The organism is Croceicoccus estronivorus (assembly GCF_001625325.1).
GTDB lineage: Bacteria > Pseudomonadota > Alphaproteobacteria > Sphingomonadales > Sphingomonadaceae > Caenibius > Caenibius estronivorus.
In genome coordinates, this window is the sequence record NZ_JRQQ01000002.1 from 199,400 (window position 1) to 219,954 (window position 20,555).

Sequence of the window (20,555 nt, forward strand, 5' to 3'; positions counted from 1 at the left end):
TTGGGGGTGGACCGGCTGCATCCGCTGCGTCTTGCAAGGGCTCGCGGGTGCAGCCGGGATAAGCGCCTTCAAGAGCGACGCGGCTCATCCGTGCGGGTTTGCCCGGAATTGCGTGGGGTCGAGGCCGAGCGAAATGGCGGCCTCGCACAGCCAGCGTTCGCGCTCGACGATGCGGCCCTGCCGCCTTGCGGCTTCGGCATAGACAACGAGCGGGAAGCGGGCGGAAAAGGTGCGGTCACGCTCGATCCGGCACCCATAAGGAAGCCGCAAGGCTTCGATCTCGGCGAGACTGAACGAACCGAGTTCCGGGCATCCGAAACCGAGGTCGGCAAGCCCGAACAGCGTGTCGCCATCGGCATCGAGTTCCGAGGCCAGCCACGTAGCTGCGCCCACTGGATTGAAGAGTTTGAGCAGCGGCACCTGCCGGGCACCGCGCGCCTCGCCCTGTGCCAGCAAGCGGCGGCGAAGATCGTCGGGGAGCAGGATCATGCCGCCTGCCTCCCCAACTCATCGCCAGTCATCGCCTCGCCGTGGCCAAGGATATAGTCCGCCGCCTTGCTCGCCTGCCCCGCCGCGCGGAAGATCGCGCGATTGTCCTCGCGCAGCACTTCGAGCCACGATCCTACATAATCGGCGTGCCGCACGGTCGGTGCGATCCCCAAGGTCGCGCAGATGAACGCGGCGGAAATCTCGGCGCACAATTCCTCGCGCGCATAGGCTTTGGAGCCGAAACGGCCGGACAGGTCGCGACCGAGCCGGTGCCCTGCTCCGCTCCAGTGCGAGAGTTCATGAAAGGCGGTACGGTAGAAATTCACCTGATCGCGAAAGGCGGATTGCGGCGGCACCGCGACATAATCGCCGCCGGGCGAATAATAGGCCTGCGCGCCGCCGATGCGGAAATCAGCACCCGTTGCCGCGATCAGGGCCTCGGCATGAGGGATGATTTCACGCTCGGGCAAAGGTGCGTTCTGCGTGACCAGCGCGTTCAGGGCTTCTGGGCGCAGGCCTTCGCACTGCGCGACATTGAAGACGGTAAAGCGTTTCAGGAACGGCACCGCGCGGGCGTCGTCTCCACTCTCATGGGCGCGCGCTTTCTCCGCTTCGGGAATGAAGCGGTCGGCATAGACCACGGTCACACCCTTCTCGCCCTTGCGCACGGCCCCGCCTGCCTGCAGCGCCTGCCGGAACGTAAGCCAGTTTTGCGAGGGATAGCCCGCACTGATCGCCGCGCCCCAGAGCAGCAGCACATTGATGCCCGAATAGGCCCTTGCGGTGAGCGCATTAACGGGAAGGCCCGGCCCACCACACCGGCTGGAATCCCAGGGCTGAACCCATGGGAAGCGTCCGGCTTCCAGCTGTGCGATGATCTTCGCGGTCACCTCGTCGTAAAGGCTGACGCGCGTCTGCGCTGCTTCCTGACGATCCCTGTTGCCGACCTCGCCGCCTGCACGGCGCTTGCGGGAAACTCCCATGATCTGCCTCCTTCACTGGCCAAAACCCGCCGCAGTTCCCGCCGGGTGTGGCGGGTGGGCGGCAGAAGCGACCGGAAAGGCCCGCGCGAAGCGGCGGGCGGCACCCAAGCCCGGGGCCCCGGCGCGGTCACGCGACGGGGTGGGCGCAGGGGCGAAACGAAGTGGAGCAGCCAAGCGCAAGCGCCAGGCTTGCCGCCAGCCGCGACGGGCCTAGGAGGAAGCGCCGACCACCCGGCACGCCCAGAGGGACTGCCCCAAAGCAGCGCCGGCGCGCAGCCTGCGCGCGCCGCCTACAGACCGGGGCCGCATGCGGCCCCGGCATGCGTCAGCGATCGTCACCTGCGGCCGTGACGGCATCGCCGGCCCGGTGGCACCCCAGCGTCAGCAAGGCGCCATAGAGCGCGGTCGCCCGCCCAGCGGGCGAGACGCCATGAACATGGAGCAATGCTCCAACCGATCACCACAACAGCTTGCGCCATCCGCCCCGGATCAGACCATCTGCGGTTTGCAGCAAGCGCCTGACATGGGTTCGCTGGTAATCGGAAGGACCGTACCAGTCGTGCCGAACGGCTTTGCGGCCATAAAGAACCGATGCAATCTCCCGGTGACTGGCCCCGGCCTTGCGCCCATCCCAGGCCTGGAGCGCACGCGCCCAGCGCCGCGCGCGCCGCTCGGGCGGGAACAGGCTGCGCGGGAAGCGGCCAAGGCGATGGAACGCCGCGAGACGGCGCAGCGACAATATGCGGATCTCGAAGGCGTGGTCGCCGGCAACGAGAAACTCCAGCGACACCGGCCCGGAAAGGACCGTTCCGCTGCAGATCTTCATACGGATACAGCGCGAACCTTCGGCGATCAGCACATATTCGCCCCGGCCCGGCACCTGAAGGACCACCGCCGGGTAAGGCAGGCAAGCAAGGTCGAACGGCGCGCTCCCCGCCTTGTTCGCATCTGAAGGATGGGCGCGCACGATCAGGACTGGCGGGTGATGCGCGGCACGCCAGAAGACATGACCGGCAAAATCCGCACAATCCTTGAAGATGGCCAGAGGCAAGGGTTCCGTACCGGTCCAGTCCCACAGGTCCCCATTCAGCAGGCAAATGGGTGGCTCGGTGCGCAGTAGTAGCCCACCGGCTTCGCGAAACAGCTGGCAATCCTTGCCGATGGCACGGCGCAGACATTCCCATGCCCATGTGCTGTCAGGCGATCGTAGCGCGCACGGTCGCGCCATTCGGACGCATTCGCGCCCGACGGAATGTTTCCGTTCATGGATCCTCTCCCTGCCGACCTTGGTTCAGGATGGTCGGTCCGGCGAGTGCCCCGATTGCGGGCACTTGCCCCAAGTCGCTCATTTGCAAAGTCATCCCTGGATGCTTGGGAGTCATCACAGAAATGGCAGTCTATTGTCTCACGGATAAACGGGACAAATGCCGCAAAAGACCGATTAAAACACCTTCTTTGACTATAAACACGTCCGAATTGAACGTCTCGAACACCTCGCTTCAGATCCAATATTTAAATGCGTAGACGATGGACATCACGGACCCCGCCGTCAGGACGACGCCCCTCACGACATTAGCAGGCAAGACGCGGACCAGATGGCCGCCTGCGTAACCACCGACGATGGCGCCGAGAAGCATGGGGAACGCCGATGGCCAGTGCACGGCCCCGCGCAGCAGAAAGAACAGATTGGCTGCAATTGCGACGACGCTCGCGAGGAGATTCTTCACGGCCTTGATGCGGCGTATGTCATGCGGTTCGGACAGGCTGAGGATCGCTGTCAGGATGATGCCAAGGCCTGCGCCAAAGAACCCGCCATAGATTGCCGTCAACGCCAGCAGCCCTGTTTCCCGCCGCTTTGCGCCATGGTGCCTGCTTTCCCTGCTTTCCCTGCTGTCCGCCGTCCTCGCAATGCGCGGCGCCAGCGCGAACAGCAGCGTTGCGCCTGCGATCAGTGCAGGAATCGGCATGGTGAAAAGGCGGTCAGGAATAATGAGCAAAAGACCCGCGCCAGCCAGGCCTCCGGCGGCAGAAAGCAGGAGTAGCAGGTAAAGGTGACAGTCAAGGACCGGCAGGCTCCGTCGATCCGCAAGCACCGCCAGCAGATGCCCCGGCGACACGGCGATGGCATTGGCGATATTGGCCGCTACGGGAGGTAGTCCTGTAGCCAGCAGAAGTGGAAAGGTGATCAGGGTCGCGCCGCCGGCCACGGCGTTGACGATCCCACCGACCACGCCTGCAAGGATCAGTATTGCTGTTGTCCAGTCGATCATGCCCGCGAGCCTGAACCAAGGACGCGAGCAAGTCTGGAATGTTTGTGATCAGCAGCAGCCTTTGCGGTAGGCTCCCGGCGTCGTCCCGAAAGTCTGGCGGAACAGGCGACTAAGGTGGCTCTGATCGGCAAAGTCGAACCGGGCGGCGACATCTGCCAGCGAATGTCCCCGAGCGATCGCCTGGCGCGCACCGTTGAGGCGGCACATGATGCGATGGCGATGCGGGGGGAGACCATGCTGCTGCACAAAGGTCCGGCTGAAATGCTCGCGCGAGACCCCTGCCGCGCGTGCCAGCGCCTGTATTGGGACTGGACCATGTTCGGGCCCGGCGCTTTGCGTGCCAGACCGCTCTGATCCGGCCAGCGAGGATCCTGACAAGGCCAGTGATTGCAACAATGGCCGAATGCTCGCGACAGGAAGGCGGCGGGGATAGGTGCCCAGGTCAAGGTGCGCATAGACATTCAGGCAGCGCCCTTCGGCAGTTGCGCTATCGATAAAGCGATGCGGCAGACCGGCGGGGAGGTAGAGGCATTCGCCCACGGTCACTTCGACGATCCCGTAGCGGGTTTCCGCCCGGCGCTTCCCGCTCTGTACCAGACAGAGCTGGGCAGTCTCGTGAAAATGAAGGCGCAAATCCGGCAGGGCACTTCCCGCGCATGAAGCCAGTTCGATCGCTCCGACCCGTCTGTAACTCCACATTTCAGACCAGACCGCGCGCCGCGTTGCCTCCGGCGGTCGCCAGCATGGCAGCGATATCGCGAAGCGCCTGTTCGAGCACATCGCGCGAGCGAAGGCCGCCAAGACACAGACGGACGCCCGAGGGCGCTACGGCATCGACAATCGGCCCGTCAGGCGGCGTCAGCGCGATGGAGGCACGCAAGGCGCGGGCGCTCAGCCGTTCGGCATCGAGCATGGGCATCGGCATCCAGACGTGGAGGCTGCGCCCCGCCCCCGGCACCGCCATCGCCTTGCCGAAGATCGACGACGCCAGCTGCGTCCTCGCCTCGCTTTCGGTAATTACATCATCGGCGATCCTGTCGGCCGTTCCGTCCTGTTCCCACTGGCTGAACACCAGACCGCCCAGCGAGGGTGGGCTGTAGCCAAAGGCACGGATGCCCAGCAGCAGTCGATCACGAATGTCTTCATTATCAGGCGGCAACAGGAAACCGAGACGCAAACCGGGCGCGACCGCCTTGGAAACGCCCGCGACCATCAACGTCCGTTCCGGCGCGAGATCGGCAAAGCAGTCCGCCGCCCCGGCATCGGCAAAGACGCGATAGGCATCATCCTCGACGATCATCAGATCATGGGCACGGGCGACCTCGATGATTTCAGCGCGGCGCGCTGCATCGAGGGTGATCGTGGTCGGATTCTGCAAGGTCGGGACCAGCACCAGCACCTTGGCACCGGTCTCACGAGCGCAGCGGGAGAGCGCTTCGGGATCGATGCCGCGCTCATCCATGGCAACACCCTGCAGGCGGTAGCCCGCATGGTCGGCCAATGTCCGGATGCCGGGATAAGTCGCGGCTTCGCACAGGATCGTATCACCCGGCCGCGCCAACGCCGCGAAAGCGAGTGCAAGGCCATGCTGCCCGCCGTTGCACTGAATAACCTGATCCGCCGTCGCGCGCGTCACGCCATGACGGCGCTTCAGCCAGGATGCCCCGGCCTCGCGGATCGAGGCCAGGCCTTCGGGCGGCGCATAGTTCACTGCCGCCCCGAGATCGGCGCGCTGGCGCACGCGGGACAGCCCCTCCCCGATCCAGCGCTCGGCAGGATCGAGCGGTGGCACATTATGCGCCATGTCGAGCGGACCAGTGTCATGCGGTGACGAATGCGGCCTCGCGCGATCGGCTACGAACGAACCCCGGCCCACATGGCTGGAAATGAACCCCCGCCGCTCCGCCTCGACATAGGCCCGGCTGACCGTGCCGACACTCAGGGACAAGCGGTGCGCCAGATCGCGCTGCGGTGGCAAACGGTCGCCGGGCACAAGGCGACCATCGCGCACATCGCCCTCCAGCGCGGTCACGAGACGCTCGTACACCGGCGCACTGCCCTTCGAGATATCCGGCTGCCAGTTCTTCATTGCCATTCCCGATCTATATTGCACCGGTTCAATATCACATTTGACTCATAGTTCAATGATGATCATTCAGCTTCGCAGGAGAACATCATGGACACGACTCTGCTTGCCCCGCTTGCGCTGTACAGTTTCGTCTGCACCGCCACGCCCGGCCCCAACAACATCATGCTCGCCTCGTCGGGGCTGGTGTTCGGATTCCGCCGGACCATCCCGCACATCTTCGGGATCAATTTCGGTTGCGCGCTCATGCTGGTGCTCAGCGGGCTGGGTCTGGGGGCGCTGTTCGAGGCATGGCCGGTGCTGCGCTGGGCAGTGCGGATCTTCGGCGCCGTCTATCTCGGATGGCTGGCGGTAAAGCTGTGGCAATCGGAAGGCGTCGAACGCCGCGAGGGCGCGCATCCGCTGACTTTCTTTCAGGCAGCCGCCTTCCAGTTCGTCAATCCCAAGGCCTGGGCGATCACCATGCCCGCCATCGCCAGCTTTACCGTGCCCGGTCGACCGCTCGCCCTGCAGCTCGGCGTTATCGTCGCAGCCTTTGTGCTGGTCGGCCTGCCTTCCATCGCAACCTGGGCGGCGATGGGCGCGGGGGCCCGCGAGCTGCTCGAAAGCCGCAAGGGCATGATCGCCTTCGTGCGCGTGATGGCGGTTCTGACCGCGCTCACCGCCCTGCTGTTTCTGATATGAAGGATAACGCGATGAACCGGAAAGATATGGAGACGTTCGCGGCGAACTGGATCGCCAACTGGAACGCACGCGATCTCGATGCCGTTCTGACACATTTTGCCGAGGACGCGCGCTTCATCAGCCCATTGGCTGCGGAGCTGACGGGTTCGCCAGTTGTCGAAGGCAAGGCCAGTTTGCGCTCATATTGGTCAAAGGCGCTGGAGGCTTCGTCCGAACTGCATTTTACCCTGATCGCCGCCGTCTGTGATATCGAGCGCCAGGTGCTCGGCGTCCACTATGTGGCCCGGCGCAACGGCAAAGCCCGGCGGGCGCTCGAAACGATGCGCTTCGTGAACGACCGACAGGTCGAAGGCGAGAGCTTCTACAGCGCGCAGGAGATGCCGCATGATGACTGATCCCATCGAAGGTGGATGCCTATGCGGCGCCTGCCGCTACACCAGCACCGGCGAGATCCTCAATATTCGCGCCTGCCATTGCCATCGCTGCCAGAAGGCGACTGGCGCGGCATTCTATGCTCGAGTCATGGTGCCGTTGGAGAGTGTGGCCATGTCCGGCCCAGTTGGCTGGTTCGGATCCGAATCGGGCGTGCGCCGGGGCTTTTGTCAGAATTGCGGGACGAGCCTGTTCTCGGAAAGGCAAAGCGCCAACACGATCGGGCTGAGCATGGGGAGCCTCGACACACCCGACCGTTACGCGCCACAAGACCATATCTGGATGAGCAGCAAGCAGGAATGGCTGCGGCTCGATGATGGCAAACCCCAATATGCCGAAGGTCCGCCAGCATGATAGGCAAAGAAAAGCCATGAAGCTCTGGCGCTTGACGCGCGAACCTTATGTGGCGCTCGACGGTTCAGGACCGATGAAATTCGGCGGCCGCTACTCCTCGTCTGGACGCCCCGTCGTCAACTTTACCAGCGAGGCCGCTCTCGCGGTTCTCGTCGCACTTCGCTACGCGCAGGAAGATCAGGAACTGATGGCCGCTGATTATCTGTTGGGGTGGGCCGAGGTCGATCACGTTCCTGAGCGAGTACCAGTCACTTTTGCCCCGGACGAGAAAAAGGCATTCGTGGACCGCTGGCTGGAAGAACGCCGCTCACTGTTGGCAGCCGTCAGCTCCGCCGTTCTGCCGGAAGCGGACATCGTCCTCATGAATCCCGATCATCCGGACGCAGCTCGGATAAGGCCGCTGACCGTTCGCCCGTTCAAGATCTCGGAGTGCCTCCATCGACCACCCATGCTCGACAAATATCGCCGAGAGTAATCGCATCCCCTCTTGAGCGGAATAAGACATGACAGAAAGAGGATAGCAATGCAGGTCATTCGCGCCTGCGAGTATACAGGCACATCGCCATGGGACGCGCTGTCGATCGAGCGGATCGACGATGCGACCGTGCGGTTGCACTGGACCGACAAGCCCTACCGCTGGCATGTCAACGACGGCCCGGAAGTCTTCGCCGTCCTCGACGGGCGTGTCGACATGTATGTCCGAACCGCCCGAGGCGAACAGGTTTTGCATCTCGAAACAGGCGATATCTTCCACGCCGAGCCGGGTGATGAACATGTCGCCCACCCTCTTGGCGAAGCGCGCGTCCTGGTGATCGAGCGGGCCGGAAGCGACTGATCCAGGTCAACGCGCGTCCCCAGGGTGCCATGCCTGTGCCGAACACTTGCTTTCCGATGACAATCCAGAGCATATTGGCTGCATGAAGTCCGCAGACTGTACCATCTGAATCCTCTCCCGCGTGGGTTGCGCGAGGAGCTTACGCGACGGCTAGGTCATCGACCTGCCGTTTCCGTTTCGTGTGCCCTTGCGCATACGGAATGACATGGCTTGCATGGCCATATTCAGTGGTACTTTTCATGAGCAATTTCTTCGAAAGCCCGTTCAAGGGCATCACTCTCGATCGTCAGGTCACCAACCCCGGCATCGCCGTCGGGCGATACAGCTACTACTCGGGCTATTATCATGGCCACAGCTTTGACGATTGTGCCCGGTTTCTTCTGCCCGATGACGGCGCCGACAGGCTGATCATCGGTAGCTTCTGCTCAATCGGGTCCGGGGCGGCCTTCATCATGGCTGGGAATCAGGGCCACCGGAACGACTGGATCAGCACCTTCCCATTCTACTGGATGCCGGAAGTCCCAGCCTTCGAAGGCGCAACTAACGGGTATCTGCCAGCAGGTGATACGGTCATCGGCAACGATGTGTGGATCGGCTCGGAAGCCGTGATCATGCCCGGCGTGAGGATCGGCGACGGGGCCGTAATTGGCACGCGCGCACTGGTGACCAAAGACGTTGCCCCTTACACGATCGTTGGCGGCAATCCCGCGAAAGCCATCCGAAAACGTTTCAGCGAAACGGATATCGAAAGGCTGCTGGAACTAAAATGGTGGGACTGGACTGACGAGCAACTCAATGAAGCGATGCCGGTCCTTACAGCCCCATCGGTGAGCGAACTCTACGATCATTGGCGAGAGGTTGTTCAAGGTACGATTTAGTCACGCCGACGGTGGCTGCCCTTCGCAATGCGCCAGCGGACGAGCAGTCACCGTCACTTTGCGTCGACGTACGGATCGACAACAGCCATCGCCCGTTCGACGTACACGTCCTTTTCGCCGACCGGCGCGACATAGTGGATCGCTTCGCGCGCCTGTTCCACCGAACCCCCGCGCGCGATCATCCAGGCCGCGAGATAATGCGAGGAGAGGCAGCCGCCCGCTGTCGCGACATTGCCATGCGCGACGAAAGGCGCGTCGATCACATTCACGCCTGCCTCGATAACCCATGGCTTGGTCGTCAGATCGGTGCAGGCAGGCAGATCACCAATCAAGCCGAGCTTCGCCAGCAGCAGGGTGCCTGAGCACTGCGCACCGATCAACTGGCGCTCGGGATCGAGCCGAAGTCGCGCCAACAGCGCGCCATCGCGAGCCACGTCGCGCGTGCGGATACCGCTGCCGATCAGGACGGCGTCGGCTTCTTCCGCAAATTCAAGCGGACGCTGACGGCGGATCGTGACACCGTTCATCGATGTCACTTCGTCGTCGGGTGACGTGATCCATGCATTCCAGCCAAGCGGCCTGAGGCGATTGAGGATCGTCGACGCGATGAACGAATCCAGTTCGTTGAACCCGTCGAAAGTCAGAACGGCTATCTGCATGTCTCTCTCGATATAGAAGCGGCGCTATCGCTGCGCCGGATGGAAGGCGATGCGCAGGCCCAGCGCGATGAGCACGCCGCCGGTCAGGCCATCGAGCCAGCGCGCTACGGCCCCTTGCGCAAACCAGTGCCGCAGCGGACGGCTGCCAAGGATCAGGAGCGCAAACCAAGCCATGCCAAGCGTGGCATGAAGCGCCGCCAGCAACAGGCTGAAGCCCATTACCGATGCTCCCGCCGGAACGAACTGCGGCAGGAAGCTCACATAGAAGACACCCATCTTGGGATTGAGCAGATTGGTGAGCAGGCCCTTCATGAACCAGTTGCCCGATCGTGATGGAGCGGATGGCAACGCCGGACTTGCTGCATCGGAGGGCGCACCCGACTTAAGAGCCGCACGAACCATGCCCAGCCCCAGCCATAGCAAATAGGCGGCGCCTGCATATTGCAGGATCGTGTAGAGCATGCCTGACAGCGCGAGCAGCGCGCCAAGCCCCAGCGCCACAATGAGCCCCCAGGCAAAAACGCCCGCAACTACGCCTGCCGCCGCCGCGAGAGCCTGACGCGGTCCCTCGACGGCGAGTGTGCGCAGGACCAGTGCCATGTCGAGGCCTGGCGTGATGACGAGAAGCCCGGCGGCCAGCGTGAACCCGGCAAGCGCAGTCCAGATGGTCATGCCCCCTTCCCTTCGATTTCAGCGCGAAAGGACGTGAGGATATCCCGGCCCTCCGGCCAATCGCCCAGATTGCTGCCCGCGTTGATATGGCCGAGCGGACCCAGTGTGATCAGCCGCGAACCCCATTGCCGGGCACGTCGATTGCCGTAATCGACCGTCCCGTAAGGATCGTTCGCGCTGGCGACGATCAGGCTTGGAAACGGCAGGGGCTGCTCCGGCACTTGCGCGAAAGTCCGCGCTTCATCCGGAAACGCCAGCCCAGACGGGTCGGGCACGGCGACGAGCATCGCGCCGGCTACCGACGCTCCGCGCGCGGCGGCCCAATGCGCCACCAGCAGGCAGGCAAGACTATGCGCGACCAGAATGGGCGGGCGGTCCAGCGTCCCAACCGCTCGATCCAGCGCCTTGCACCAGTCGGCAAGTTCCGGCCGGTCCCAATGGGACGGTGCGAAGCGGGTCATGCCGGGATCGGTCCGCTCCCAATGGCTTTGCCAATGGTCCGCTCCCGAACCGCCTATGCCGGGAAGCAAGAGCACAGGGAGCGTCATGGCCGTGCCGTTTCCATGCGCATGAGTGTTTGCTGGCCGGAAGCGCACAGTACCTCCTCTCCCTCGCGTATCGCATGGACCTTGAGATCGCAGACCGTCAGCGCGCGTCCAGCGCGCAGCACTTCACCCGTGGCGCGCAGGCGTTCTCCCGCCGCCGGACGGATAAGATTGAGCTTGTATTCAACCGTCAGGACATCGTCGCCATCCCCGAAAACCGAGTAAGCGGCATAACCGCCCGCCACGTCGGCAATCGCGCCGACCACGCCGCCATGAAGGAAGCCGTTCTGCTGGCAAAGATCAGTCCGGAACGGCAGATCGAGAACCACCTTGCCATGGCTGGCGTGGATCACCTCGGCCCCGATCAGCCCCATGAAACTCTGACGCGAGAAGCTCTCGCGAACGCGTTCGAGCAGAAGCGGGTCATTGGCCCCGGTCACGATCCTGTCCTCCGGGACACGCCATAATCGAGGGTGCCGAGGCGTTGCATCTCAGCCGTCTGGAACAGTTTGGGATCGGCCAGATAATCGCGCACCATGTCCAGCGTATCGAAGCCCCAGAACAGGTCCTCCCCGATCGCGAGAGTGGGCACGCCGAACACGCCGCGCGCGATCGCCGCCTCGGTGTTGGCTCGGAGCCCGTCCTTTACATCCGCGCTTGCGATCCTGTCCTGCGCAGCGGAAAGACCAAGTTCACCGCCAAGCCTCTCCAGTTCGGCGGCATCGCTCAGATCCCGGCCTTGCGCAAAAACCGCCTCGAACACGGTATCTACAGCGTCCGTGCGGGCGTCGAGCGCAATCAGCAGCCGCAGTGCCTCGACCGAACGAAACGGATGCGTATCGGGAAAGCGCAGCACGATACCGTTCCTGTCAGCCAGCCATTGGCACATGCGATAGGTCTGCGCCCGCTTGGGCGGCACTTCCGCCGGGCCGATCAGGCCCCAGTGGTTGAGCAGCGCGCCCAGAAGCACCGGGACCGGGCGTATCTCCAGCCCGAAATCGTCTTCACGCAGGCGCTTCCACATCAGGAAGGCGAAGGGCGAGACGGGATCGAAATAGAAATTGGCCGGGGTCTTCGTGCTCATCTGGTTGCTCCTTGGGCCTCATCATTGTATCAAATTGTGAGTCGATCAAATCAAACATTGTATTGGTTCAATCATGGCCGTTATCACACCCCCCGTTCTTCATCTCGATACTCTCGACCTGCAAAGACAGGCGCACGGCGATCTCTACGAAGCGCGTATGGCCTCCTTCGCTTCGCCGCTGGGTGCGCACATGCTGGGCGGAAGGCTGGTCGTGGTGCCGCCGGGCAAGCGGGCGTGGCCGTTCCACGGCCATCACGCGAATGAGGAACTGTTCGTGATCCTCTCCGGCAGCGGCCGCCTGCGCTATGCTGATGGCGATCATGCGCTACGGGCGGGCGATGTCGCGCTATGCCCGGCCAGCGGCGCGGCAAGTGCGCACCAGATCATCAACACCGGCGATACAGACCTGCGCTATCTCGCCATCAGTACGATGAACGAGCCCGACGTGATCGACTATCCCGACAGCGGCAAGTTCGCGGTCATGGCAGGCGCCGCGCCCGGCGGCGACAAGGCGAGCCGGTCGGTGGACCATGTCGGGCGCTATGCCGATGCGGTCGGCTACTGGGACGGCGAGACATGACCAGGTGGCTCGCCACCGCCTCCGGCGAGTGCATCGCCACGCCGCCCGCCCTGCTCCTGCCACCGGGCAAGCTGGTTGATCCCGGCAACCCGGAATGGGCAGCATTTGCGCGGAGCTGGGACGATCTGCCGCGCGACACTTGGATGGCCGACGGCGGCACCTATCGTCGCAGACGCTATGCCGCCTTTGAGGTGGCAGGCGGGAAATGCACGCGCCTGCCGCATCGCGCGCACTACCAGGAGCGCGATCACAATCCCTTGAATGGCGGCATCGAACGCTGGTTCGCGCCGATGGCCGAAGCTCGAACCGGATCGCCGCTTTTTCAGGCGCTGGTGCTGGGCACCGCCGCCCTTATCGCGGATGCGAGCGCGCAGGGTCCGAACTTCTGGGCGGTCGAGGCGCATCAATTTCGCATCGAAGCGCTGTCGGGACAGCCCGGCCTCCCCACGCCGGAGGGCATGCATCATGACGGGCGCGACTGGGTGTTGATCCTGCTTGTCGGCGGCAGCGATTACGCCGGCGGTGAAAGTCGCGTAGAGGATGCATTTGGCGCTTGCATCCTCGAACACCGGCTAACCCGTCCCGGCGAAGCGCTGCTGCTGGATGACCGTACCGTCCGCCATGGCACCACGCCGATCGAGTCCGCGACACCGGGCGCGCCCGCATGGCGGGACACGCTGGTTCTCACATTCGCGCAAGCGCGGGAAAGTTGAGGGACAGGATGGATCGCTTCTTCGTCGTAACCGGCGGTCCGGGATCGGGCAAAAGCACGCTCCTTGCGGCGCTGGCCGAACAAGGCTTGCCGCATATGCCCGAGGCCGGACGAGCGGTGATCCGCGACGAGGTGGCCGCCGGCGGAACCGCTCTACCATGGGATGACCGCGACGCCTTTGCCGACAAGATGCTGGCGCATGACCTCAGCTCCTATGAGGAGGCACAGGCGAAAGACGGCATCCTGTTCTTCGACCGAGGCATTCCCGACATCATCGGCTACCGCATATTGTGCGGGTTGGGCATACCCGGCGACCTCACACGCGCGGCGGAGAGCAACCGGTACAACCGACATGTCTTCATTGCGCCGCCCTGGCCCGAGATCTATGCCAAGGATAGCGAGCGCAAGCAGGATTGGGACGAGGCGGTGGCGACCCATGACATAATGGCGCGCGTCTATCAGGAACTGGGATACACCCTCATCTCCCTCCCCCTCGTGTCGCCCGATGAGCGCGCAACTTTCGTGCAGCACTGGATTGAACGGTAGCAGAAGGCACAAACGATGACTGTTTCGAGCGGGTGACTGCCATCATTGGCATTCACCACATGCTCCGGGAGGAGGCGCGCGATGAATACCCTGTGATCTGTCAGATCATGATAACGCCGCCATCGACATTATAGCTTTGGCCATTGATCCAGCGGCCATCCTCGGACAGCAGCATGGCAACTACCCCAGCAATATCCTCGGGGCGCCCGAGCCGGACGCTTGGCGTTTTTTCCAGCATGGCAACCTGGAAATCACTCTTGGTGCCGTTTCGTTCTTTCATGGATTCAGTAATGGTCAGCCCTGGCGCAACGCAATTGGCGGTAACGCCGCTTTTGCCCCAGGCCGACGCCACGTGCCTCATCAGAGCCATCAGCCCGCTTTTCGCTATGGCGTAGGCTGGCCTGACAGGCTCGCCAGCATGGGCTGCCCCTGAACTCGTATAAACGAGACCTCCACCGCCATTCGCGATCAGGTATGGCAGGACCGCACGCGTACAAAGGACGTGTCCGCGCAAGTTAACCTGCATGGTCCGGTCGAATACCGCCATCGGTTCGTCCAGTATGTCCGTATCCTTGACGAGCGTCGCCATATCGGCGCCATTGATGTGCGCGCCGTCCAGCTTGCCGAACTGCTCGGCCGCCTTGTCAAATGCGGATTTGACCAGTGCCTCATCGGCCAGGTCAACCAAGGTCGCAAACGCCTCGCCACCTTTTGATCGGATCTCTTCGGCAACATTTTCAGCAGCGGGCAGATTGATGTCCGCAAGGCAGACTTTTGCGCCCTCCTCCGCCAGGCGGCGCGACGTCGCTGCACCTATGCCCGTACCTGATCCGACAACAATGATGGCCTTCCCCGCGAGACGCTCTCCAAGCATTCGTAATCCCTTTGTCTGTGTGGGGCCGTTTGAACCCTCTTCGATATGCTTAGGCCATGCCAGCGTGCCGCCCAAGACACATGCAAGCACTGAACTACAGATTTCCGCGTGGCTGGAACGGCAGTGTATCATGCACGGCTCGCGGTAATCTGCTGGCTTGGCCACTTGAAGCAATTTCATGCATAAGTTATCCTGAAAAAATCAGGAGTTTCGAGAAAAGAGCCTTTGACTAGCAGGCAGAAGATCTGCGGTAGGGGTAGATGGAGAGGTTCCGTGGCTCAAAAGAAGCCCAAATTAGGTTTTAGTGATGCCCGTTCCGCAACTCAGGGCGGTGTTAAATCCTGCCTTCGAGCATTGGACATCGTGCACTATTTCACAATGTACGATGCGCCTGCGCGGACAATCGATATCAGCGAGGCACTGGGCATACCCAACTCCAGCGCAGACGAAATCCTGCGCACTCTCGCCGCAATGGGGTATCTCACGTTCAATCGCGAGACGAAGCGATATGTCCCTTCATATAAACTGGTTGCCACTGGGCGCAGTATCGAGCGTAATTTCTTCGGCGGCAATTATATCGGGGATTTGTTGAGCGAGATAAAGGCAGAGACGGGCGCCACGGTCTTCGTCACATTCCAGAACGACTGCTGGGTGGAAAATGTGGCGGAGATGCGGGGCCGTTGGTTGACCCCCAATGACGAAATCGATTTCCCAACTGAGGTGATCCTTTACGATCGGGATCGTTGGCAACCTGCAACGAACTTCGCTGCAGCAATTCTGGCCCAGCATTCGAATATTGAAATCATCAAGTTGGTCACTCGTGCACAACAGCTCGGGCTTGGTCCAAGCGGGCCGTCGCTGATGAAGTATCTTGTAGATCGCATCGCACAAATCCGCGCCAAGGGCTTCGCGCTTTGCCGTCGTAATGACATCGTGCTGGATTCCATTGCCGTGCCCTTGCAGCTTCCCAATGCGGTCTCCCCCCATGCGGTTGGCATCGTTGGAGAAAAGCTCTTCGAATCCGAAGGTGACATCAAACAGATGGCATCGGCCATGCAATCGGCTGTCATGCGGCATCGGGATCGGTTGTATCAGGCGTCTGTCGGCTCGCCTGCCCACGGGCACTGCTAGGTCGGACAAAACACACCCTTTCTGCCACAAGCCGATCATCAGAGGCAGAAGGCTCTTCATTAGGCAGCTCACGCACGCATAAGGAAAACCGTGAGGATCGCATTCATGATCCCTTTCGGAGAGTTGCCTTGGAATCTGACGTACGCATACCCGATCATGTGCCTGCCGAACGAGTTGTCCACTTCGACTTTCGCAACGACGAAGCCATCCGGCACGATCCCTACAAATATATCGCGGATCTGAAGAACTGCCCGGACATCTTCTTCTCACCGGACCTGGGCGGCTATTGGGTCATTCGTCCGTCAGAGGCGATTGCGGAAGTCTTTACTGATCACGAACGGTTTACGGCAACTTCTCTCGCCATTCCCAAGCGCGATGCCTCTATCGTGCTCATACCGAACAATTTCGACCCGCCCCGCCACACGGCCTATCGCAAAGCCATGGCGAACAACCTGTTCTCACCGCGCGCGCTGGCCACAATCGACCCCGATACGCGTGATTTTGCCCGCCAGCTGTTCGATCACTTCACACCCGGCAAATGCGAATTCGTTTCGGAATTTGCCTATAAGTTGCCGATCGATATTTTCCTCAATCTGATGGGAGCAGACCTGTCTCTCCGAGACCAGTGCCTGTCATGGATCAAATTGATTTTCCGGGGGCGTTCTGCGGAGGAGACAGGGCAAGGTTTCATCGAAGCCTATGCATGGGTCACCACCTGGCTGAAGGAACAACTGGCCGATCCTTCCCGTAACAAGGGCAGCATGTTCCAGGCGTTGTTGCGCATGAAGATCGACGACAAACAGCCTGATTTCGAGGATATGCGGTCAATGACCTTGATGCTGTTTTCAGGCGGGCTCGACACGATCACTTCCCAAATGACGCATATCATGCATTTTCTGGCCGAAAGTCCGGCTCACAGGCAGCGATTGATCGACCATCCCGAGGATATTCCAGTTGCTCTGGAAGAAATGTTGAGACGCTTTGGCATCTCGTTCATCGGGCGTAGCGTGGCCAAGGATCACGTGTTTTATGGCGTGCAGATGAAAAAGGGGGACGTCGTGTGCGCCGGTACGCCGATCGCCGGTCTGGACGCAGACCAATGGGACAACCCTCTTGAAGTGGACTTCGACCGTGGCGGACGTCGCAAGGTCAAGCATCTCGGCTTTGGCGCTGGACCACACTTGTGCATCGGGGCCTATCTGGCGCGCAAGCAGCTAACCGTCATGTTGGAGGAACTCCTGCCTCGTATGCCGAACCTGCGCATCGCGAAAGACACAGTCATCGAAAACCAGGCAGGCGCGACAATGATGCTCAAGGCATTGCCGCTCGAATGGGACGTTACAGATTGACGCAACGGCAGTCCGTGGGGCTATTTTTTCTCAAATGGCCCCACGGTTTACCTCGTTCGATCAGGCTGCGGCTTGCTCCTGGCGCAACAGGTGGCGTGCCGCGATAATCCAATGGGTCACGCTCCACAGCATCAACAGCGACAGGCAGATCAACGACAATTGCAGACCGCGAGCAGGATCGCCGGTCATTGAATTGAACATGTCGCTCAAGATGCCTGCAAAGATCGGGCCCATGGCAACGCCAATGACATTACAGCCCACGACATAAACCGCGCTGGCAGTCGCTCGCGTCGCAACGGGCGCAAGGCTCTGCGTCACCGCAATCGAGGGAGCCGTCCAGAAGGCAACCAGGATCATCGGCGGCAAGAGCAGCCATAATGTCGTCATGCCGCTGGTCGCGGAAAATGCCAGGATATGCAGTGGAATACTCAGCGTCAGACCAATGATGGGTGCCCACAGCATGGCATGCATGCCACGTGCACCGAGTCTCGATGCGAGCCATCCGCCAAACCAGGTCCCGAACAGGCCTGCAGAACCGGTCAACACCGCCATACCGAGGCCGACCTCCGACAATGACATGCCATGGACACGGATGAGATAGGATGGAAGCCAGGCAGCAATCCCCATCTGGACGAAGCTGGCCCCGGCACTTGCCAATACGACCTGAACATAGGCCGGCCTGTGCCACAAGGCCGACACTGCATCGCGAAAGCTTACCTTTCCGACATTGTCCGGTTGCGGAGTACTTTCAGACTCCCCACGCATCGGCTCTCGGGCAATCAGCAGAAAAGCGAGCGCCACGATCACTCCCGGCAGCCCGACAATCAGGAGAGCGGCACGCCAGCTGTAATGTTGGGCGATATAACCGCCAACTGCGAGGCCGAGCATCATCCCTATCGGAATGCCGGTGGCGAAGATCCCCATGGCGGCGGGTCGCCGATCAGCTGGATATATGTCGGACAACAGCGAGTGAGCCGCCGGCGTATACCCGGATTCGGCCATGCCCACTCCCATGCGGGCGACGAATAGCTGGGCATAGTTTCGTGTCACGCCGCCAACCGCAGTCAACAGGCTCCACAGGATTGTGATGACGGCAATCATCCTGACTCGATTGATGCCGGTATCCACCCACCGGGCGATGGGAATTCCCATGAGAGTGTAGAACAAGCTGATCGAACCGCCCGTCAGCAGGCCCAACTGCCAGTCCTGAAGGACAAATTCTTCCTTTATCGGTTCCTGCAGGATCAGGACAATTTGCCGATCAAGGTAATTCAGCGAATAGATCAAGGTCAGCATAATCAGCATCAGGGTACGCTTGCCACTGCTGGCATTGCGCACTGCGTCCGACAGAGTCTCACCAAACTCTTCGGCGCGCATTTTCATCTTCTCCATGGGCATCCCGCTCTTGCATTTATGCGTTGAAGGCATGGAAGGTCTTCCATTTCTCCCGGATCGGGACGTCCGACAGCAATGCCATAGGGTCAATCTGAGCCATTCCATTTCCGGTAACGTGGAAGGTTCACGCCTGAAGTGGCACAACCTAGTTAGAACGGTGTTCACGACATCGACAACAGGAAGGGAACTGGCAGTGAACGTTCTGATATTTGGTGCTTCTGGCTATCTCGGATCCCATATTGCGCAAAATCTGAGCCGTGCCGGTATGGATGTCACCGGAATATCGCGTTCTGCCGCAGGCGACCTGATCGTCCAGTCAGCTGGTGCCACGCCCATGCGCGGAGACTTGTCTGAGCCACAAGCATTGCTTGATGCTGCAATCGAACATGATGCGGTGATTTACACCGCGCAACTCGACATGCAGGAAGAGTTCGACTTTCTCTCTTCGCTGACAAAGAAGCTGTCCGGTGCGAAGAAGGACCTCATCTTTACCAGCGGCACGGGCATCCTTTCACAGCGCACCGACGGTGAATGGAGCGAGGACACCTTCGCGGAGCATGACGACTTCGTACCATCCAGGTACATTGGTTTCCGCCATGTAACGGAGAATCTGGTTATGTCGGCAGGGTGGACGGGCGCGGTCCGCGCCATGGTTATCCGCCCTTCCATGATCTGGGGTAATGGCGGCTGCGGTCACATGGCCCGGTTTTACAAGGACGCATGGGAATTTGGCGAAGTCGGCTATCTCGGACGAGGGCTCAATCTCTATTCAAATGTTCACGTGGAAGATCTCGCCGAGCTATATCGCTTGGCGCTTGAGAAGGGTTCAGGAGGCGCGCTTTATCACGCAGTAGCAGGCGAATTGAACAATCGTACCATCGCCCAGGCTGTTGCCGCCGATGCAGGCGTTCCATCGCGGAGCCTCGATTTTGATGAAGCCGTCGAACGATGGGGCAAATTCTACACACTTATCGGCATGGGCGTTTGCAGCCGCAGCCGGGCGCCGCGAAGCAGAAAAGAACTGGGGTGGTCCCCGGTCCATCTCGATCTGCTCGACGATGTGGGGCATTCAAACTACGGTAAGGGCTCGAATTGAGCTAGTCCCGAGCCGACCTGCGACTACCACCTCTGATGAAGGATCAGGGCAGGCAAGCGGCCGCAAATGTCGCAACAGCGGCAATTGCATCATCTGCCTCTTGGGTGCCGGGTGCCATCATCGGCCAAACGTGACCAACCCCGGGCGCAACGTGCAGCGTGACTCGCCTGTCAGCCATCGCAAGCTTGCGCGCAAAAGCGATCGCTTCGCCCAACAACACTTCGTCTCCACCGATCAGTATCAAGGCAGGAGGAAAGTCCTGGGGCTCGACATAAAGCGGAGAAACTAGCGGATCTTCGGGAGAATGCCCCTGAAGATACAATGCCGCACAGTCTTCAACTGCCTGACGGGAAAACAGCTGATCGCGCCCGCCGTTAAGATCGTAGGTTTCATCACTGGCCCCGAAATCGAGCATTGGGGAAACCAGCACAGTCCCGGCAGGAGGTGCTCCTATACGACTGGCCGCGATACTCAGGGCCGCAGCCAACCCTCCCCCGGCGGAGTCGCCACCCAACAGGACCTGGCCCTCTCCGGCCAGTTCGCGATATACCGTGACGGCATCGTGCAGTGCGGCGGGGAACGGATGCTCTGGCGCCAGACGATAAAAAGGGAGGATCACTTCGGCTTCCATCGCCCGGGCCAATTGCGTGGCATACGGAACCCAGGCGACAGGAGACCCCATCCGATACCCGCCGCCATGAAAATAAAGCATGCGCCGCGTCGGATTCTCCGCAGCAACAACGAGGCAGCGCACACCGGCTATATCCCGTACCAATTCTGAAGGGACAGGCGCGTCACCCCCAGCCATCCTGCGCTTCTCAAGCAAATCGTCAGGCGCCGGATACCCTTCGCGAACGTCCGGAAGTTTCCATGCGGGGAGGCTGGGGATCGTGCTCATGAT

General features: G+C 61.3%; 26 protein-coding genes. 12 read left to right on the plus strand and 14 right to left on the minus strand.

Translation table 11 applies throughout. The annotated features are described in order from the left end of the window. Positions 1-84: 84 nt before the first annotated feature. The 6 genes from MB02_RS04155 to MB02_RS04180 form a co-directional block, all read right to left on the minus strand. Positions 85-489 (minus strand): DUF2958 domain-containing protein, encoded by a 405-nt coding sequence (locus MB02_RS04155; protein ID WP_067532972.1) that lies wholly within the window; start codon positions 487-489, stop codon positions 85-87. Beyond that, complete coding sequence (locus MB02_RS04160) at positions 486-1,472, minus strand: ArdC family protein (protein ID WP_067532975.1); 987 nt, start codon at positions 1,470-1,472, stop codon at positions 486-488. Before MB02_RS04160 ends, MB02_RS04155 begins: the two co-directional genes overlap by 4 nt. A gap of 457 nt (positions 1,473-1,929) precedes the next feature. Beyond that, complete coding sequence (locus MB02_RS04165) at positions 1,930-2,700, minus strand: DUF2285 domain-containing protein (RefSeq protein WP_067532978.1); 771 nt, start codon at positions 2,698-2,700, stop codon at positions 1,930-1,932. Between the two features lie 271 nt (positions 2,701-2,971). Continuing rightward, positions 2,972-3,742, minus strand: a complete 771-nt coding sequence (locus tag MB02_RS04170) for a sulfite exporter TauE/SafE family protein (protein ID WP_067532981.1) — start codon at positions 3,740-3,742, stop codon at positions 2,972-2,974. Positions 3,743-3,790: 48 nt separating this feature from the next. Then, entirely contained in the window at positions 3,791-4,441 is a 651-nt protein-coding gene (locus tag MB02_RS04175) for an AraC family transcriptional regulator (RefSeq protein WP_067532983.1), read from the minus strand. Position 4,442: 1 nt separating this feature from the next. After that, positions 4,443-5,831 carry an aminotransferase-like domain-containing protein gene (locus MB02_RS04180; protein WP_067534086.1) on the minus strand — a complete coding sequence of 463 codons (1,389 nt, stop codon included), beginning with the start codon at positions 5,829-5,831 and terminating at the stop codon, positions 4,443-4,445. An 87-nt stretch (positions 5,832-5,918) separates the two neighbouring features. Between MB02_RS04180 and MB02_RS04185 the strand changes: the two genes are divergently transcribed. The 6 genes from MB02_RS04185 to catB all read left to right on the plus strand — a co-directional run bounded on the left by MB02_RS04185 (position 5,919) and on the right by catB (position 9,011). Continuing rightward, positions 5,919-6,512, plus strand: coding sequence for a LysE family translocator (locus MB02_RS04185; protein ID WP_067532986.1), 594 nt, complete (start codon positions 5,919-5,921; stop codon positions 6,510-6,512). Positions 6,513-6,523: 11 nt separating this feature from the next. Then, a complete protein-coding gene (locus tag MB02_RS04190; RefSeq protein ID WP_082826001.1) occupies positions 6,524-6,907 on the plus strand; it encodes a nuclear transport factor 2 family protein in 384 nt (127 codons plus the stop codon). Then, positions 6,897-7,298: a GFA family protein gene (locus MB02_RS04195; protein ID WP_235829418.1), complete on the plus strand. Its 402-nt coding sequence runs from the start codon at positions 6,897-6,899 to the stop codon at positions 7,296-7,298. The genes MB02_RS04190 and MB02_RS04195 overlap by 11 nt, the downstream gene beginning before the upstream one ends. A gap of 16 nt (positions 7,299-7,314) precedes the next feature. Then, positions 7,315-7,773 carry an RES family NAD+ phosphorylase gene (locus tag MB02_RS04200; RefSeq protein WP_067532989.1) on the plus strand — a complete coding sequence of 153 codons (459 nt, stop codon included), beginning with the start codon at positions 7,315-7,317 and terminating at the stop codon, positions 7,771-7,773. A gap of 48 nt (positions 7,774-7,821) precedes the next feature. Continuing rightward, positions 7,822-8,133 (plus strand): cupin domain-containing protein, encoded by a 312-nt coding sequence (locus MB02_RS04205; protein WP_067532992.1) that lies wholly within the window; start codon positions 7,822-7,824, stop codon positions 8,131-8,133. A 239-nt stretch (positions 8,134-8,372) separates the two neighbouring features. After that, a complete protein-coding gene (gene catB / locus MB02_RS04210; RefSeq protein WP_067534093.1) occupies positions 8,373-9,011 on the plus strand; it encodes a type B chloramphenicol O-acetyltransferase in 639 nt (212 codons plus the stop codon). Between the two features lie 53 nt (positions 9,012-9,064). On the opposite strand, the gene MB02_RS04215 is transcribed toward catB, so the two are convergent. Genes MB02_RS04215 through MB02_RS04235 form a run of 5 tightly spaced genes read right to left on the minus strand, consistent with a single transcriptional unit; the run spans position 9,065 to position 11,971 of the window. After that, positions 9,065-9,670, minus strand: a complete 606-nt coding sequence (locus MB02_RS04215) for a DJ-1/PfpI family protein (protein ID WP_067532994.1) — start codon at positions 9,668-9,670, stop codon at positions 9,065-9,067. 24 nt (positions 9,671-9,694) lie between these two features. Beyond that, entirely contained in the window at positions 9,695-10,342 is a 648-nt protein-coding gene (locus MB02_RS04220) for a LysE family translocator (RefSeq protein ID WP_067532997.1), read from the minus strand. Continuing rightward, positions 10,339-10,890 (minus strand): RBBP9/YdeN family alpha/beta hydrolase, encoded by a 552-nt coding sequence (locus MB02_RS04225; protein ID WP_067533000.1) that lies wholly within the window; start codon positions 10,888-10,890, stop codon positions 10,339-10,341. The genes MB02_RS04220 and MB02_RS04225 overlap by 4 nt, the downstream gene beginning before the upstream one ends. Then, positions 10,887-11,327: a PaaI family thioesterase gene (locus MB02_RS04230; RefSeq protein ID WP_206598568.1), complete on the minus strand. Its 441-nt coding sequence runs from the start codon at positions 11,325-11,327 to the stop codon at positions 10,887-10,889. The genes MB02_RS04225 and MB02_RS04230 overlap by 4 nt, the downstream gene beginning before the upstream one ends. Beyond that, positions 11,324-11,971, minus strand: a complete 648-nt coding sequence (locus MB02_RS04235) for a 2-hydroxychromene-2-carboxylate isomerase (protein WP_067533005.1) — start codon at positions 11,969-11,971, stop codon at positions 11,324-11,326. The genes MB02_RS04230 and MB02_RS04235 overlap by 4 nt, the downstream gene beginning before the upstream one ends. A 73-nt stretch (positions 11,972-12,044) precedes the next feature. Here MB02_RS04235 and MB02_RS04240 point away from each other — a divergent pair, with 73 nt between their 5' ends. From MB02_RS04240 to MB02_RS04250, 3 genes are read left to right on the plus strand one after another with little or no spacing between them, the layout of a single operon-like run. Beyond that, positions 12,045-12,551: a cupin domain-containing protein gene (locus MB02_RS04240; protein ID WP_067533008.1), complete on the plus strand. Its 507-nt coding sequence runs from the start codon at positions 12,045-12,047 to the stop codon at positions 12,549-12,551. Further along, positions 12,548-13,264, plus strand: a complete 717-nt coding sequence (locus MB02_RS04245) for a 2OG-Fe dioxygenase family protein (protein ID WP_067533011.1) — start codon at positions 12,548-12,550, stop codon at positions 13,262-13,264. Before MB02_RS04240 ends, MB02_RS04245 begins: the two co-directional genes overlap by 4 nt. A gap of 8 nt (positions 13,265-13,272) precedes the next feature. Continuing rightward, entirely contained in the window at positions 13,273-13,809 is a 537-nt protein-coding gene (locus MB02_RS04250; protein WP_170304626.1) for an AAA family ATPase, read from the plus strand. 100 nt (positions 13,810-13,909) lie between these two features. Here the strand turns inward: MB02_RS04250 and MB02_RS04255 are convergent, their stop codons facing one another. Then, positions 13,910-14,683 (minus strand): SDR family NAD(P)-dependent oxidoreductase, encoded by a 774-nt coding sequence (locus MB02_RS04255; protein ID WP_067533016.1) that lies wholly within the window; start codon positions 14,681-14,683, stop codon positions 13,910-13,912. Between the two features lie 273 nt (positions 14,684-14,956). On the opposite strand from MB02_RS04255, the gene MB02_RS04260 reads away from it, so the two are divergent. Together MB02_RS04260 and MB02_RS04265 are read left to right on the plus strand one after the other, a co-directional pair. Then, positions 14,957-15,814 carry a helix-turn-helix domain-containing protein gene (locus MB02_RS04260; RefSeq protein WP_067533019.1) on the plus strand — a complete coding sequence of 286 codons (858 nt, stop codon included), beginning with the start codon at positions 14,957-14,959 and terminating at the stop codon, positions 15,812-15,814. Between the two features lie 128 nt (positions 15,815-15,942). Continuing rightward, entirely contained in the window at positions 15,943-17,163 is a 1,221-nt protein-coding gene (locus MB02_RS04265; protein ID WP_082825959.1) for a cytochrome P450, read from the plus strand. A gap of 60 nt (positions 17,164-17,223) precedes the next feature. Here MB02_RS04265 and MB02_RS04270 read toward each other — a convergent pair whose 3' ends face one another. Then, a complete protein-coding gene (locus tag MB02_RS04270) occupies positions 17,224-18,540 on the minus strand; it encodes a spinster family MFS transporter (protein ID WP_206598569.1) in 1,317 nt (438 codons plus the stop codon). Between the two features lie 211 nt (positions 18,541-18,751). On the opposite strand from MB02_RS04270, the gene MB02_RS04275 reads away from it, so the two are divergent. Continuing rightward, positions 18,752-19,654: an NAD-dependent epimerase/dehydratase family protein gene (locus tag MB02_RS04275; RefSeq protein WP_067534098.1), complete on the plus strand. Its 903-nt coding sequence runs from the start codon at positions 18,752-18,754 to the stop codon at positions 19,652-19,654. Positions 19,655-19,697: 43 nt separating this feature from the next. On the opposite strand, the gene MB02_RS04280 is transcribed toward MB02_RS04275, so the two are convergent. Beyond that, a complete protein-coding gene (locus tag MB02_RS04280) occupies positions 19,698-20,552 on the minus strand; it encodes an alpha/beta hydrolase (RefSeq protein WP_067533025.1) in 855 nt (284 codons plus the stop codon). Positions 20,553-20,555 lie beyond the last annotated feature (3 nt).

Coding starts and splice junctions, on each gene's coding strand:
- MB02_RS04280 (WP_067533025.1), bottom strand. CDS start 20,552: ATGAGCACGATCCCCAGCCTCCCCGCATGGAAACTTCCGGACGTTCGC.
- MB02_RS04170 (WP_067532981.1), bottom strand. CDS start 3,742: ATGATCGACTGGACAACAGCAATACTGATCCTTGCAGGCGTGGTCGGT.
- MB02_RS04270 (WP_206598569.1), bottom strand. CDS start 18,540: ATGCGCGCCGAAGAGTTTGGTGAGACTCTGTCGGACGCAGTGCGCAAT.
- MB02_RS04200 (WP_067532989.1), top strand. CDS start 7,315: ATGAAGCTCTGGCGCTTGACGCGCGAACCTTATGTGGCGCTCGACGGT.
- MB02_RS04155 (WP_067532972.1), bottom strand. CDS start 489: ATGATCCTGCTCCCCGACGATCTTCGCCGCCGCTTGCTGGCACAGGGC.
- MB02_RS04160 (WP_067532975.1), bottom strand. CDS start 1,472: ATGGGAGTTTCCCGCAAGCGCCGTGCAGGCGGCGAGGTCGGCAACAGG.
- MB02_RS04215 (WP_067532994.1), bottom strand. CDS start 9,670: ATGCAGATAGCCGTTCTGACTTTCGACGGGTTCAACGAACTGGATTCG.
- MB02_RS04190 (WP_082826001.1), top strand. CDS start 6,524: ATGAACCGGAAAGATATGGAGACGTTCGCGGCGAACTGGATCGCCAAC.
- MB02_RS04220 (WP_067532997.1), bottom strand. CDS start 10,342: ATGACCATCTGGACTGCGCTTGCCGGGTTCACGCTGGCCGCCGGGCTT.
- MB02_RS04175 (WP_067532983.1), bottom strand. CDS start 4,441: ATGTGGAGTTACAGACGGGTCGGAGCGATCGAACTGGCTTCATGCGCG.
- MB02_RS04255 (WP_067533016.1), bottom strand. CDS start 14,683: ATGCTTGGAGAGCGTCTCGCGGGGAAGGCCATCATTGTTGTCGGATCA.
- MB02_RS04185 (WP_067532986.1), top strand. CDS start 5,919: ATGGACACGACTCTGCTTGCCCCGCTTGCGCTGTACAGTTTCGTCTGC.
- MB02_RS04195 (WP_235829418.1), top strand. CDS start 6,897: ATGATGACTGATCCCATCGAAGGTGGATGCCTATGCGGCGCCTGCCGC.
- MB02_RS04245 (WP_067533011.1), top strand. CDS start 12,548: ATGACCAGGTGGCTCGCCACCGCCTCCGGCGAGTGCATCGCCACGCCG.
- MB02_RS04235 (WP_067533005.1), bottom strand. CDS start 11,971: ATGAGCACGAAGACCCCGGCCAATTTCTATTTCGATCCCGTCTCGCCC.
- catB (WP_067534093.1), top strand. CDS start 8,373: ATGAGCAATTTCTTCGAAAGCCCGTTCAAGGGCATCACTCTCGATCGT.
- MB02_RS04250 (WP_170304626.1), top strand. CDS start 13,273: ATGGATCGCTTCTTCGTCGTAACCGGCGGTCCGGGATCGGGCAAAAGC.
- MB02_RS04225 (WP_067533000.1), bottom strand. CDS start 10,890: ATGACGCTCCCTGTGCTCTTGCTTCCCGGCATAGGCGGTTCGGGAGCG.
- MB02_RS04205 (WP_067532992.1), top strand. CDS start 7,822: ATGCAGGTCATTCGCGCCTGCGAGTATACAGGCACATCGCCATGGGAC.
- MB02_RS04165 (WP_067532978.1), bottom strand. CDS start 2,700: ATGGCGCGACCGTGCGCGCTACGATCGCCTGACAGCACATGGGCATGG.
- MB02_RS04180 (WP_067534086.1), bottom strand. CDS start 5,831: ATGAAGAACTGGCAGCCGGATATCTCGAAGGGCAGTGCGCCGGTGTAC.
- MB02_RS04240 (WP_067533008.1), top strand. CDS start 12,045: ATGGCCGTTATCACACCCCCCGTTCTTCATCTCGATACTCTCGACCTG.